Annotated in this window: 9 protein-coding genes and 5 pseudogenes; 9 read left to right on the forward strand and 5 right to left on the reverse strand. The window is 67.4% G+C overall.

Annotated elements, in window-relative coordinates; translation table 11 throughout:
- Positions 1 to 3 precede the first annotated feature (3 nt).
- Both LE181_RS01795 and LE181_RS01800 read left to right on the forward strand, forming a co-directional pair.
- Positions 4 to 954, forward strand: a complete 951-nt coding sequence (locus LE181_RS01795; protein WP_225659093.1) for a LysR family transcriptional regulator — start codon at positions 4 to 6, stop codon at positions 952 to 954.
- Positions 955 to 1,665: 711 nt separating this feature from the next.
- Positions 1,666 to 2,322: a hypothetical protein gene (locus LE181_RS01800; protein WP_225659094.1), complete on the forward strand. Its 657-nt coding sequence runs from the start codon at positions 1,666 to 1,668 to the stop codon at positions 2,320 to 2,322.
- A gap of 269 nt (positions 2,323 to 2,591) precedes the next feature.
- Here LE181_RS01800 and LE181_RS01805 read toward each other — a convergent pair whose 3' ends face one another.
- On the reverse strand, positions 2,592 to 3,194 hold the full coding sequence (locus LE181_RS01805) for an SMI1/KNR4 family protein (protein WP_225659095.1): 603 nt from the start codon (positions 3,192 to 3,194) through the stop codon (positions 2,592 to 2,594).
- Between the two features lie 205 nt (positions 3,195 to 3,399).
- Here LE181_RS01805 and LE181_RS01810 point away from each other — a divergent pair.
- The 5 genes and pseudogenes from LE181_RS01810 to LE181_RS01830 all read left to right on the forward strand — a co-directional run.
- A pseudogene (locus LE181_RS01810) lies at positions 3,400 to 3,596 on the forward strand (hypothetical protein); the annotation flags it as partial.
- Between the two features lie 49 nt (positions 3,597 to 3,645).
- Positions 3,646 to 4,146, forward strand: coding sequence for a GNAT family N-acetyltransferase (locus LE181_RS01815; protein WP_225659096.1), 501 nt, complete (start codon positions 3,646 to 3,648; stop codon positions 4,144 to 4,146).
- A pseudogene (locus tag LE181_RS01820) lies at positions 4,143 to 5,270 on the forward strand (transposase); the annotation flags it as partial. The gene LE181_RS01815 and the pseudogene LE181_RS01820, both read left to right, overlap by 4 nt.
- 570 nt (positions 5,271 to 5,840) lie before the next feature.
- Positions 5,841 to 6,860 (forward strand): PIN domain-containing protein, encoded by a 1,020-nt coding sequence (locus LE181_RS01825; RefSeq protein ID WP_225659097.1) that lies wholly within the window; start codon positions 5,841 to 5,843, stop codon positions 6,858 to 6,860.
- Between the two features lie 79 nt (positions 6,861 to 6,939).
- A pseudogene (locus tag LE181_RS01830) lies at positions 6,940 to 7,152 on the forward strand (IS701 family transposase); the annotation flags it as partial.
- Positions 7,153 to 7,245: 93 nt separating this feature from the next.
- On the opposite strand, the gene LE181_RS01835 reads toward LE181_RS01830, so the two are convergent.
- The 3 genes and pseudogenes from LE181_RS01835 to LE181_RS01845 form a co-directional block, all read right to left on the reverse strand.
- On the reverse strand, positions 7,246 to 8,073 hold the full coding sequence (locus LE181_RS01835; protein ID WP_225659098.1) for a M55 family metallopeptidase: 828 nt from the start codon (positions 8,071 to 8,073) through the stop codon (positions 7,246 to 7,248).
- Between the two features lie 266 nt (positions 8,074 to 8,339).
- A pseudogene (locus LE181_RS32560) lies at positions 8,340 to 9,451 on the reverse strand (serine hydrolase domain-containing protein).
- Positions 9,452 to 9,803: 352 nt separating this feature from the next.
- Positions 9,804 to 10,285, reverse strand: a pseudogene (locus LE181_RS01845) (transposase); the annotation flags it as partial.
- A 130-nt stretch (positions 10,286 to 10,415) separates the two neighbouring features.
- Here LE181_RS01845 and LE181_RS01850 point away from each other — a divergent pair.
- Positions 10,416 to 10,667 (forward strand): hypothetical protein, encoded by a 252-nt coding sequence (locus LE181_RS01850; RefSeq protein ID WP_225659099.1) that lies wholly within the window; start codon positions 10,416 to 10,418, stop codon positions 10,665 to 10,667.
- Positions 10,668 to 12,161: 1,494 nt separating this feature from the next.
- Here the strand turns inward: LE181_RS01850 and LE181_RS01855 are convergent.
- Positions 12,162 to 12,725, reverse strand: coding sequence for a protein-L-isoaspartate O-methyltransferase family protein (locus LE181_RS01855; RefSeq protein WP_308103049.1), 564 nt, complete (start codon positions 12,723 to 12,725; stop codon positions 12,162 to 12,164).
- Between the two features lie 632 nt (positions 12,726 to 13,357).
- On the opposite strand from LE181_RS01855, the gene LE181_RS01865 reads away from it, so the two are divergent.
- Positions 13,358 to 13,798, forward strand: a complete 441-nt coding sequence (locus LE181_RS01865) for a phage tail protein (RefSeq protein WP_225659100.1) — start codon at positions 13,358 to 13,360, stop codon at positions 13,796 to 13,798.
- Positions 13,799 to 13,842 lie beyond the last annotated feature (44 nt).

The following is a 13,842-nucleotide window of genomic DNA, read 5'->3' on the forward strand; positions in this document are numbered from 1 at the left end:
ATCATGGCGTCCGATCCGAGTCCACATCAGTTGCGGTTGCTCCTCGCGCTGGCGGAGGAGCTGCACTTCGGGCGAGCGGCAAGGCGGCTGTTCGTCAGTCAGCCCGCGTTCAGCCGGCAGATCCGCGCCCTTGAGGAGCACTTGGGAGTGAGCCTCGTGGAGCGTTCCACGCGGCGCGTGGAGCTCACACCGGCCGGGGAGGCCCTGCTGCCGCAGGCGCGAGCCGTGGTGGAGGCCGTTGACGAGCTGCTGGGCGCCGCGGAGGTGATGGCACACCCAGCCGCGCAGGACCGAGTGGTAATCGGCTCCTACATATCGGCCCTACCCGCCCTGCGCATCCTTCTCGACGAACTCCGTGGACGCCACTCGGGCCCGGATGTCGAGTGGCACGCCGTCGACAACATCGCGCAGGTCAGGGCGCCACTGGACGGAGAGGTCGACGGGGTCATCTGCTACGGGCCCATGCCCGCCGACTTCGAGACTCTGCGGCTGGGCAGCGAGGCTCGGTTCGCCTGCATACCCGAGACCCATCGGCTGGCGGAGCGCGAGTCGGTGACCCTCGCGGACCTGGCCGACCTGCCCGTCATCGGCTTCTCACCTCACGTGCGCCGGGAGTACCGCGAGTTCTGGGCCGCCGACCCGCGCCCCGACGGCACCCCCGTGCGGTACTCCGACCACATAGCGACCACGCTGGAGGACTGCGTCTCCCTGGCCAGCCTGGGGCACGGCACTCGCTTCATCACCGAGAGCACCCTCGCCCTCATGCCCCGGCCCGGCGTCCGCTTCGTCCCTGTCACCGACCTCCCCCCGTGCACGGCCCTGCTGGCCTGGCCGGTCTCCCGCCCCCGTACCGCCGCCTTCGACTCGCTGCTGCGCCTGCTGCGCGCCCACGCACGCACGACGGACGAAGACACCCTCCGCCGCACCGGCAGGCGCTGGTGGAACCCGGCCTGAGCCTCACGGGCGAAGGAAGGGCCCCAACCTCGCGCTCTACGAAGCGGAGCGTCCGGAGGCTGGCCAGGCAGGAGGATAGCGGTCCTGACCTGGAAAGATGGGACTTGCCGAAGGCTCTGCCCATCGCAGGAAAGAAGCCACTCTCCAGGTGAAGAGGCGCACCGGGGCGTATCCGTGTGTCCGCGTTGAGGGCGGCGGCCGTCGAGTGGCCAGCCAGGCCGGTAGCGTGCTGCTGGACGAGACAGCCCGCAAGGCGCCTGCCAGGTAACCGCTTCGGCGTTCTGATGGGTTCCACTGACAACGGGCACTCGATGTTGGCTCAGGCCAGTGGTTCCGGGAGGTACCGCGGTGTGGGCATGCTGTCAGGGCAGTGAGGTACGTCCGTGCGGATGGAGCTCGTGGTGTCCATCTGGAGAGACAGGCAGTTCCTGCGCATCCTGCGGCTGCGCGGTTGGACCATGACGCTGGCCACCAGATCAGCGAGCGGGCAGAGCAGTAGGTGGTGGCAGTTAGGAAGACGCCGAACGCTGCCGCTGTCGCACAGTTGCTTGGTGAAGCATCGCCGGGTGGTCAGCGGCTCCCATGAGCAGCTACTGATCGAATTCGAAGGGCGATCTTTTCCGTGGCCAACGGCTGGCTGTCTTTCTTCGCGGTTCGGGCAGCGTGGATCGCCGACGTGTCCGGTCAGTGGTTCGTCGTAGGGTCCGGGTTATGAATCCGCATCCCACCGGGCGGGCCGCGGGGCCCTACGACGCCGCCTTCCTGCCACGCTGCCGGATGGCCCTCAGGGCCGCCGGGCAGCCGGCTATCGAGCCAGTGGCCAAGCTCGGCGGCGCGCCCTGTTGGCTCAGCGACCCGACCTGGCCGCTCGATCCTGACAGCGGGGAGCCGCTGGTCTTCGTCGGCCAGTTTCTCGTGCCGGGTAGCGACAAGCGCCTCGCCTACCTCTTCTTGCATGAGGACGACCGCATCTGGGGCGGCATAGGCACCGAAGACGGTGATGCCGTGCTGCTCATCCAGCCTGGCGGCCGGATACCGTCCCACGCCGTCATCGGCCCGCCCGGCACGCGTGGCCGGTCGCTGTGGCGGTGGGGGCCGGACGAGACCGAGGTGCCCGTCGAGTGGTACGTCGACCTGGTGCCGGCCCCGGAGGACGAGGCCGACCAGGCCCCTGAGGAGTACGTTGGCGGCGTAGCCGACTACGCCCACCATGCGCAGATCGACGCGCCCTGGCAGTTCTTCTTCCGCCTCACAGACTGCGGCGAAGCGGAAGACGATCCGTACTTCCTCAACTTCGGCTACGGGTACGGCTACGCCTTCCTCAGCCCCGACGGCGGGGAGGGCCGCTTCTTCTGGGAATCGTGCTGAGCACGGACATTTCCCACCTCGGCCGAGACTCACACCCGGCGGCCGGCGCCTGCTCCCATGACTGGCGGGGCGCGCGCTGGAGGCCCGTGTTACCCGAAGGGCTTAGCGGCCCCCTAAGCTCTTCGGGTAGCGGGATCAGATCCAGCCCCGGGTTTCCCTTCTCCAAGTTGCCGTAGTACCAGCGATTTCCCCGCATCAATGAGAGCACCGCAGATGGTCGGCACGGCAGCGAGTACCCCCCTTCCTCGTGCCTGTGATGAAGGGCAGGGTTACGTACCTCGGTCCGGGCCGTGCCAAGGTTCGGGGCGGTCCTCGTAGGACATCGGACGGGGTTCCAGTTTCACAGGGCCGGGGTAGAAGGCGGAGCTGTTGGGGCCGGCCATGTCCTCGCCGATGAGGTAGCGGTACAGCCATTCGGCGAAGCCCATGTCGTAGCGCGCCCAGCCGCCTTCCCCGTCCTCGACCACCAGCCACGAGGCGTCGGAGGGGCTGACGAGGAAGATGGTCTCTCCTCGGTCGGTGCTCGCGATCGGCCAGAGGCCGTCGTGGGTGCCGAAGGTCAGCTCTTTGAGCCCGAACAGCCGGCGCGGGTCCTCGTCCGCTTCGAGGTTGAGGTCGTCCCAGGGCACGTCGGACCAGGCCCGTATGGTGTCCTTGATCTTTTGCCCCAGGTTCCACCGCTCGGTGGCTGGATGGTGCAGGTAAAGGTGGCCGTTGAGCTTGACAGGGGCGTAAGCGTCCACGAGAACCTGGTAGTCGGACGGCAGCCCGACTCCGAGTTCGGCGCGGAGCCGGTCCCATGCGTCCGGATCGGCGTAGCGGTTCTGGGCGGGACCGAGCATTGCCATGGCAGCGGTCAGGTAGTCGGTCATGGCGTTCCTTGCTGGTGTAGGTGCCCGTCCATGGGCCATCCGGTTACCGTATTGATCATCCCAGGCCCGGCAGTACTTTCCGATCAGCCGGTTGGTCTACGGTTGCAGATCAGCGCGGCGGCCTTGCCCGTGCCCGTCGGCCCGCCGGACTCCGGCACGCGAGTGAGCAGCTAGGGAGTCGGGAGCGAAGCGCTTACAGCGGTGCGGGAGGCAGCTGCTGGCCCTCGGCTTCGAACTGGCTGGGCCAGCGCCTGGATGAGCGACGCGAATCGGTGGATCGGCCCTGTCCTCAGCCTCCCGGCATTGCCGTTCGTCGACTTCGGAGAGGCCCTGATGAACGAGCGCCCAGACGGAGTCCACTGGAAAACCGCACCACTGGTGGCCCACGCCGACGGCAGGCCCTGAGCCGTCGCCCTGGTGGTGCGGGAGTGGTGGAAGCGGCCGTCGTCTGATGAATCTGCGCCAGGATGAAGCCGCGGATGACATTGCTTGCCGCCCTGCCCAGTCCCATGAGTTAGCCGCCGTCGCCGAGTTGCGGTGGCGGTGGGTGCAGGAGCTCTACGGAACCCCCGACACCACGCTGGACGAGTTCGTTCCCCGGTTCGTGGCATGGGCCCGTGAGACCGAGTCCTCGCATCGGTGCATGGTGATGGTCCGTGACGAGGTTGTGATCGGCATAGCCTGGCTGGCGATCACGCAGCGTGTTCCGCATCCGCGCGCGTTGAAGCGGATGTCGGGTGACGTGCAGTGCACGTACGTCGTGCCCGATGAGCGTGACCGCGGCCTGGGCGGCGAGCTGATCGAGGCGGTCTTGGCGTGGGCGAGGGACCTCGGTCTTGAGCGGGTGACCGTTCACTCCAGCGACCGGGCGGTTTCGGCGTACTGCCGTCATGGGTTCGAGGCCTCTCCACGCCTGCTCCAGACCGAGGTGGGGCAGGGCCGCGCGGGGTGAGTCCTCTGACCGGTGGCCGGAGCGAGTCGCTGGCCGTGTTGTCGCAGTTCCGGGCGGACTTCTATGGGTGTCTCACGGGACGCTCGGACGCGTTGTTCGAGCTGACGGACGCCCTCCTCTGCACGGAGGGCCCGGTCATAACGCTGGTGGATCTCGCGCTCGCACCGGAACACCGCCGCGGGCACGGAGCCCGTTACGGGCCTGAACCAAGGGCGGATCGACATCGCCCGGCTGCGTCGGGCCCTGGCCGGCATGCCGCTGCCGAAGGCGGCGGACGGGCGGATCGTCCTGGCCGTGGACGTCTCGCCATGGGTGCGACCGGACGCCAACACCTCTGCTGACCGGTCCTTCTGTCACACTTTCGGCCGCGGGGAGGGCAAGCACCAGATGTTCCGGGCTGGCCGTACTCGATCGTGGCCGCGCTGGAGACCGGCCGCACATCCTGGACAGCGGTGCTGGACACGGTCCGCCTGGAACCCGGCGCGGACGTCGCCGCCGTCACCACGGTCCAGATCCGCGAGATCACCGAGCGCCTTGCCGCTGCCGGCCAGTGGCAGGAGGGTGATCCCGAGGTCCTGGTCGTGCTGGACGCCAGATATGACGCACCCCGCATCGTCCACCTGCTGGAGGATCTGCCGGTGCAGATCCTCGGTCGGCTCCGCTCCGACCGCGTCATGCGGCGGCCGACACCACCGCGGGATGGCCGTCCGGGCCGACCGCCCAAGCACGGCGGCGAGTTCGTCTTCGGCTACCCCGGCACCTGGGGCACCGAACAGGCCGTGACCACGACCGACACCCGCCTCTACGGGAAGGCGACCGCGCAGGCATGGGACCGGCTGCGCCCGCGGCTGACCCGGCGGGCGGCCTGGCTCGACCACGACGGGCCGCTGCCCGTCATCGAGGGCACCGACGTCCGCCTGGTCGTGGAGAAGCTGCCCAGCGGCGGGGTGAACAAGCCGGTCTGGCTCTGGTGGTCGCAGGCCGGGGCCACCCCCGAGGACGTGGACCGCTGCTGGCGCGCGTTCCTCCGCCGGTTCGACGTGGAGCACACGTTTCGCCTGTTCAAGCAGACACTCGGCTGGACGAAGCCCCGTCTTCGCAGCTCGGAAGCGGCCGACCGCTGGGCTCGAAGAACCGCCGCCCAACCACCCGTCATGACGTGGGCCGCGTCCTCGCCCTCGGCGAGGCATATAGCCGCCCTGCCCACCACAAGAAGGGGACAAAGCCACGGCGCTCTACATAAATGACAAGTTTACTGAGCGTTTCGTCCCGGCTCGAAGCGCATCATTAGCCATGAAAGTCTCTTTCGCCGCTCTGGCGATGCGAAAGGCTCAATAGGTGGGTACGTCTCGGCCGGCCCTGGGCTTCCTGGGATGAGACAGGAGAAGTCCGGGCAAACCTGGCTGACGATCTCCTTCATCTGCCCCTCAGGCCACAGAGGGACCTCAAGCCTTCCGCTGCCCCAGCTTGGCTGCCAAGCACGTTGGGACCAAACACGATTCCCGGGGCGAACGCTCAGTCAGGTATTTCAGTACATTCTGTTAGCAAGCGCCTCACACGGCGATCCATCTCCCGGACGCCCATCCCTACGCGGCCGTGTCCGCTCGCCCGTTTACAGGGGCTGAAGCGACGGAAGATGCCGATTTTCCGGAAAGCGGTCTACTTCAGGTGAGCGGGCTCCTACCCTCGCTTGGGTGATCGTCCTCGACAGCAATCAGCTGCGTCTCTTCGCCCCTGGCAGTCCGGCCCTCAGGCTCTTCGCTGCCGTGGCCGTCCGAGCCGGCCACACCGTCGCCACCACCGACACTGCCATCCAAGAGGTGGTCCGTCAGCGGCGTGACGAGCTCTCTTCGGCCCATAGCGCGCTGATGCGGGCGGAGCGGGAGATCAATGCGCTCACCACCAGCCCGGGGAACTACGTCAGGTTCGCGCATCCGACTCTGCGGAACCGGCCCCTGTTCGTCGCGGAGGAGACCGCGCGGTTCGAGTCGGAGCTGCGTGACGCCTTCCGTGTCCTGGAGACGACCCCGCAGGATGCCCTGGAAGCCCTGCGGTGGGAAGCCGAGCACCGGCCGCCCTGCCGTAACGGGTCGGGAGCACGCGATGCCGCCATCTGGCTTACTGCCGCACGTGCCTGCCAGCGGCCCGACACGGATAAGAAGGGCCGGCAGCTACCCGTCATCTTCGTGTCCAAGGACAAGGACTTCACCCAGCCGGGCGACCCCTCCCGCCTCGACGAGGCGCTGCGGTCCGAGCTGACCGACAGCGGGATGCTGATCCTGAAGTCCGAGGTCGTCCACGCCATGGCCGAACTCGGATACCCCAGGCGGAATGTCAACGCGGAAAAGATCACGAACCGTGAGGACTTCCGGCAGACGCTGATCGGAGTCATCCGCGACGGGGCGGCACCCTGGGTCCCGAACGTGATCGAGTCGGCAGAGGCCATCATCAGCATGGCTCCCGGCGGCAGGGCCTATGAGTGCCGCGGAGACGGAACGAGACTGATCAGCATCTCCGGTACCTGGAACCTCCAGTTCGTGACGGAACCGCTGCCCCCGCAGCCCAACGGCCAGCCCGGCGGCCACAAGGGACTCCCCATGGGCGTCCAAGGGATGGCCCTGCTGGTGGAGGACGAGCAGACAGAAGCAACGAAGATCGATTTCTTCCCTCAGATCACGAGTTTCGCCAGCATGGGCGAGCAGACGAGTTGGTGAGAGGTCGTTTTATCCCGTTGTTTTATCCCGTTGTTTTATCCCGTTGTTTTATCCCGTTGTTTTATCCCGGAATCTGCGGCTGGTGAGGCTTTGTGAGGTCACGCCATACCGCGAACTCAAGCACGGCCTGGGCCTGGACCACTTCGAGGGACGTTCCTGGCCGGGCTGGCTCCACCACGTCACCCTCGTGACCGCCGCCCATGCCTTCCTCACCGGACAACGCCTGGCCCCAAAAGCGCCCGGCTCGGTCTCACCCTCTACCAAGTCCTCGACGCTCTCCAAGACGTCCTGAAGTGCTGGACCGGTGTCTGCAACACCTGCCACCAAACCCTGCCCACCAGGACACACACAACGCCAAGACCGAGAAAGACCTAACGGAGTCCTATTAGCCGGGTTTGACGGTCGCAAGTTGCGCGAGCAGCAAGACCAGCCGGTATGCCTCGGCAAAGTCGGCTGCGGTGAAGGTGACCGTGCGGCCACCTTCACCGCGTGAGACCCCTGGCACGAGTGTCGCCAGGTCAACCATGAACGGCGCGGAAAGATCGACCTCGACCTCAAGCGGTCCAGCAAGGGTAAGCGGCGCCACTTGTGCGCGCCGCGCGATGGCTTCGGTGGCCGCCCGGCGCAGCCGCTCCCGGGCCTCCTCCGGATGGAGGGCGACGGCGGCGCCTTGTCCGAGGGCTTCCTTGACCGCGACGGTGACAGCGGAGGGGAGCAGATCACGCAGTTCGGTGCAGGCACTGTCGTCGCCGCTGAGCAGCACGACTGGCACGGCCAGATGCCCGGCCATAGCGGCATTGAGACCGATCTCGCCCATGGAACGCCCGGCCACACGCACGTCGAGGATGCCGTCGTTCATGGTGTGTGCCAGCACGGCCGGGCCGCGACCGGCACGGGCGTGATAGCCGACGAGCAGAACCGCGTCAGTGCCTTCGTCGAGCCCACCGAGCATGCCCAGCGGACGCGGCTTGCCACGAACCAGATGCGCCCGTCGGTCGAGTTCCTCTGGTAGCAAGTTACGGAACGGCCCATGCGCGTCGGCGACCCGCACCACGGCCGTGGGCTCGGCGTCCAGAACGCCGGCAATCACGCTGTTCGCCTCGGCCGTCATCAACGCCCGACCACGCTCGTAGTCGTAACCATCTGGATTCGTCTCGTTGGGATGCACGATCCCCGAGATGCCCTCCATGTCAACAGAGATCAGTACCTTCATAACTCAGGGAGCCTATGTGTTTGCGCACCACGGGCCGACGTCCGGGCAGGCGGGCGGACAGGCGGCGATGCTCATCCCGCACCGCACAACGGGCATGGAGGAGACCATGCTCCCGCCGGAGCGTACGATCCTGCGGGCCCGTTCCCGGGCCGGGTGGAAGGTCGACGGGTGGGTGCACCCGGAAGCGCGCTGCCCGTGAGTGCGGGGGAGGCTGCCACGCTTCCGGTATCCGAGAGGGCCCGCTCACAGGGGCCCTGCTCTCAGCCCTACGAGGTCTCGCACAGCGCCGCTTCGGCAACCTTGTACATCTTCACGATGGAGGCGCTCTGGTTGAGGGAAGCGGCCGAGTTGCTCATCACCGACGCGTGGCGGCCGTCGGCGGTCACCATGGTCAGCGACATGTAGCCGTTGACGATGCCGGTGTGTCCCATGGCCACTCCGCCACAGGGCAGGGGGCCGGCCGCCAGGCCGAGGCCGTATCCGGTGCCCGGGCCCTGGCCCTGGTCCCAGAACGTCTTCATCTCGGCCAGGCTCGCCTGTGACACGACCTTTCCGCCGATGAGTGCCTGGTAGAAGGTGGTGAGGTCCTGCGCGGTCGAGACCATTGCCCCCGCGCTGCCGAAGTGGGACGGTTCGAAGTCCGACGTGACGTCGGTCCAGAAGACGGCCGGGCCGATGCGGAGCACCCTGTAGCCGCGGACGTACGGGTCGGGGAGGGTCCGGGTTCCCGGCACGGGGTAGAAGGTGCGGTTCAGGCCGAGCGGCCCGATGATGCGGGTCGTGATCACCTCGCCGACCTGGGCCTTGGTGACCTTCTCGATGAGCATGCCGAGGATCTGGTAGTTCACGTTGGAATAGACGAGCTTGCTTCCCGGCGCGGCGACCGGGGGCGTTCCAGCCCCTGGCGCACCAGCTCGGCATGGGTGTACGTCGGCTGCGGGCGCAGGCTGGGGCTGTCCGGGATGCCGCTGGTGTGCTGGAGGAGGTGGCGCACGGTGATGGTGTTGCCGTCGTAGCCGTTGCCGTCGACCACGCCGGGCAGGTACCGCTCGATCGGGGCGGTGAGGGAGACCTTCCCCTCGTCGACCAGCTGCATGACCACGGCCGCGGTGAAGGTCTTGGTCTGGCTGCCGGCGCGGAAGTGGTCGGTGGGCTGGACGGGCCGGTTGGTGCCGGTCTGGCCGGTGCCGACGGTGAGGTTCCACGAACCGGTGCTGCCCCCGGCGTAGACCCCGGCGCCTGGGCCGGTCACCGCCTGGAAGGCGTTCAGCGCGGCCTGTGTGGCCGTGTGGGCGTCGGCGGCGGGCTGAGCCTGCGCGGGCCGGGCCTGCGCCGGGGACGGCAACACCAGCACCGCCGCGAACACCGCGCCGACCACGGCCCCCAGTCTCCGGTGCGTAAGTTCCCTGCCACTGGGCCTCCTCGATGGATACGGGCTTCTCGCCCTCTTAACGCGACTGGGCGAGCCGCGCCCGGGCGAACCGCATCGGCCGAGTATGGGGCGTCCGGGCCCCTGTTGTGGAAATCGTTTCTGGACGGGTGGTGATTGCTATAGACACAGAGCCTCCTCCAGCTTGAAGTCGCAGGTAAAAGGGATGGCGTGAGGTGTCCGTCAGCGGTTGACTTCGAGGTTCGTCAGGACGAGCAGGGCGCGCAGGAGGTGAGTGACGCGGCGGAGTTGGTGCGGAGTTTGGTGAGGATTCGCCAGACACCCTCACGGTGCCAACGTGTCAAGATGCAGCGGCGAGTTCGGCGGGGAATGCGGTGCGTTCGTCGAACAGCTCGCGCCTTTGCAGACAGCGGTAGAGCTGGCCGAGCATTCGATTGAACAGGTTCCGCCGGGCGGCGGCGTTCCAGTCTCCGTGGTCGTCGCGGCGCCGCCGGTAGTGGGCCTTGGCCCCGGGGGATCCGTTCGGAGCTGCGAAGGCCCACAGGTAGCCGGCGTGGTTGAGCCGGTCGTTCTTCACCCAGCGGCGGGTGATGCTCGATTTCTTGCCGGAGGTGCGGGTGATGGGCGAGGAGCCCGCGTAGGCATTCAGCCCCGGGCGCCGGCGAAGCGGGTGCGGTCGTCTCCGATCTCGGCGAGGATCCGGGCGGCGAGCTGGGTGCCGAGCCCGGGGAAGCTCGTCAGGATCTCGGCGTCAGGGTGCTGAGGGAACGCTTCTTCCACCGCCTCGGCGAGCTGGTCGGCGGCGGTGCAGGCGGCGTCGAGTCATGGACCATGGCCGCTCATGAAGCACCGGTGTACCCCGAGAGTTGCAGCGAAACCCGTGCTAGGTCACAGCCCGAGCACTACTGTCCCGCTCACCTGAGAACCAACAAGACAGACGACAGGGGGGTCCGTGGACCTGACCGAAGTGGTGAAGAGCGTCGAGGCCGGGAACGGCTGTGCTGCAATCTCCGTCAAGAAGCTCCGCAACGCGCTCCCGGCGACGAAGGCCAAGAAGCGCGTCGTGCAGCGGATCTCTGCCGCTCTCCGGGAGGGCGGTTACAGGCACCTCCCGTTTGAGATCCCGCGGCGACAGGACCGTATGGTCCTCGTTTACCGACTCGACGGCAGCCCCGCCTCCGCTCTTCTCTCCCTGGCGGCATGATGCGGTCATGCGGAATCAGCCTGTACTCGTTTTTGATGGAGATTGCGGCTTTTGCTCCACTTCGGTGAGGTTCGCTGAGCGACGCCTGCAGCCTCGTTGCGAGGCCATTGCTTGGCAGTTCGCGGACTTGGAAGCTTTGGTGTCACCTCAACGCGAGCCGAGTATTGCGCGAAGGCGGGCTTGTCGAAACCGAGTGGGGGAAGGGCACGTTCGTTACGCGTCTCGGCAACGACAAGGCGTGAGCAGTGCCGGGCAGGCGGCAGGAGGGAGCCGTGATCCGCGTGGCTCGTGGAGGAACGCACGGGCAGCGGGTGCATGCAGGCGACCAACGGCCAGTACCCGAAGCCACCCCACCGGTTCGCTGGGCCGCCATTTCCGGGTACTTGCCCGGAGGGGGCGGCGGTACGTGCCCGAGCTGGTCGCCCAGGACGTGTCTGACCGGCCAGGGCGTCGTTGATCCGGTCACCAGGCCGCGATGATGAGCGGCCCATATGACAGGAGCACAGCGATGCTTTTGCCCATTGTCGGTCAGATCTTGGGCCTGGCCGTGGCCGGGTACCACGCCCTCGTCGGAGTCGTGATCAATAACCTGGCCAGCCTGCTCTGAGACAAGTCGCCCCGGCCCATACCGACCGGAGCGACTAGCACTGCCCAGATGTCACGCGGCCCATCGGACAGACCCTGGTCGTCATCGGTCACCGGTAGGTCCAGGGCAGTTGGGTCAGTCGTGGTCGGCGAGTGTGCCGGCTGGGTCCATCGCCCTCTGGGCCGTGGACCATGCCGCCCGTGACTGGCAGGACGCGGCCCCGGTACCCAGGAGGTACCGAGGCCGTTCTGCCGTCGGCCGGGAGGACAGGACGGGCTACTCGCCCTGGGTGCTGGGCACGGGGTTTTCCGAAGCGTCCAGCCATACGGGCTGGCCTTGGGTGTCACGGTGAGCCCGTACCGCGTGAAGCCGGGCCGGCCGTTCTGCTCCCACCAGTCCATGACCTGTTCCACCTCGGCCCAGAGATGGCGACACCTGACTCGACGACGTGGTACTCGGTGCAGTCCTTACTCATAGTCGGCTGTGGCCCACCCGGTCGCCGCCATGTCGAACAGCCACAGGCGGTAGGCGCTCTCCTTCCCCAGTCGACCTTGCAGAAGAGGTCCGGGACGCACACCCCGATCGTGAACATGTGAATCCAGTCGCCCATGTCGTCGGGCGAGAGTGCGGTCGACCTCGCCCTGCCGTCTGCCGGCCACGCCGAGCCGAGATAGGCGCTGCGGGGCGGGAATCTCTCGCGCTGGTCGCGCAGTCGCATGAAAGCGGACGACATGACGAAGGGGCCGGATGCGGTGCCGTCGTCAGCGACGGTCAGTCGTGCGACTCCCTGTCCGCTGTAGGCGGGGCCCCACTGGGCCGATGATGATTCCGCCGGGGCGGGTCTTCAGGCGGTCGAACGGTGCTCCGGGTGGGTAGCCCTGGATGCCGTTGCCGATGATGGACAGGGGCTAGAGGCCGACTGCCTTGAGTCGTCGGCGGGCCTCTTTGGCGTTCGCCGGGTCCACTTCCACCGTTACGACGTTGTCGGAGCCGAGGCGGTAGGCGAGCAGGGCGGCGTTCCAGCCGGTGCCGGTGCCGGTGCCCACCTCCAGGACCCGGTTCCCCGGTTCGACGCTTAGGGCGCAGAGCATGGAGAACACCATTGTCGGCATGCTGTTGGACGAAGCGGGGGAACTGCCCATTCCGCTGCCGGTGTGGGTGCCGTCGTCCCACTGGGTGGTCAGGGGGATGTCGGAATAGACCTTGTTCCACCACGCTTTGGGGTCGATGGCGCGGTCGGTGCAGTCGCCTTGGACGGTGCCGCTGGCTCGTCCGGGCCAGAGCAGGTCAGGAACGAATTGGTCTCGGGGGCGAGCGGGTCGTGGCCGCGGGCGGCGGCGCGTTCGCGGAGGTGTTCCAACGCGGTGACCGCTTGCAGGGGGACGACCCCGTTGCCGAGTGCCTTGAGCTGGGCGGTGCGGGACAGGGCCGGGACGGCGGTGACGTGGCCTGGCGGAAGGCCCATCATCCATTCCACCAGCAGGGGGTTCAGTCGTCCCAGAGCATCGGTTGCCCGGGGGCGTGGCGTCCGACGATGGGTGTCCACTGGTCGACGGCGTCGGGGATGGCGCGGCGGATCGTGGGGGGCGAGGGCGGCGGCGATATCGCGGCCGAGGGTGGTGCCGATCTGCGCGCCGCCGCCGACACCGGCGGTCATGGCCTGCGTGAACGCCTGCCCGGCCAGGGCGCCCGGCCTCCTGCCCCGCGGTCGTGGCCGGTTCGGCAAGCGCCGTCTTCAGACGCTGTCCGATTCCCCGGGGGTTGGGGATGACCTGGACCTTGACGGAGCCGACGACGATTGCCACGGCGGCCCTCCTTTCGTGCGGGAGTGACCGCCGGACCGGCGGACGTTGGTTCTATGACGACGACCCTGGACCGGTTGTGAGGAAGGTTGATCAGGCAGCGTCTGGCCGTGCGCTCGTCGCCGTACGGCCTATTTGTTCGTGTTCAGAGGGCGTGTGGCTCGTTCGGGGCACAAATCCGGGGTTACGCATGGTGCGCGGGCAGGGAGGGGAAGCTCCTGCGGCTGGAGACGAGAGGCGCCTTGTGACCGGTCCACGGGTATCGGTCTGTGGCGTAGGGCGCGAAACCGAATGGAGTTCACATGGCTGTCGGCGACGAGATCAGGACGGATGTCTTTGCCGTGGACTTGGGAAAGTTTCGGGTGGCCACCTACCAGGGTGTCAGCGGCCTAAGCTTCGGGTCCGATGCCGTTGAGGTGAAGAGTGTCACGACAGATGGGCACCTTCTCACCCGGAAGAATCCCGGTGCCGAAGTGCTCCCGCACGTCACCTTGACCCGGCCCATGGACCATGACCAGACGTGGACCGATTGGGTCAAGGAGTCGGCAGCTGGCCAAGGAGGCGATTCGGCACCGACGAACATCTCGATCTCGCTCCTTGACGGAAACAAGGCCCCGGTCAGGCGTGTCAACCTGATCAACGCCTGGGCCTCATCGTGGTCAGGGCCGTCTCTGCAGGCCAGCAACACTGACCCGGTGATCGAGAAGGTAACGATCACCTACGAAGACATGACCATCGAGTGAGGGCAGCCCTCCCGCCCCGAGTCCTCCACCGAGGCCAGCATTCG

The sequence above is a fragment of the Streptomyces sichuanensis genome, assembly GCF_020328095.1.
In the GTDB taxonomy this organism is placed as follows: domain Bacteria; phylum Actinomycetota; class Actinomycetes; order Streptomycetales; family Streptomycetaceae; genus Streptomyces; species Streptomyces cinnamoneus.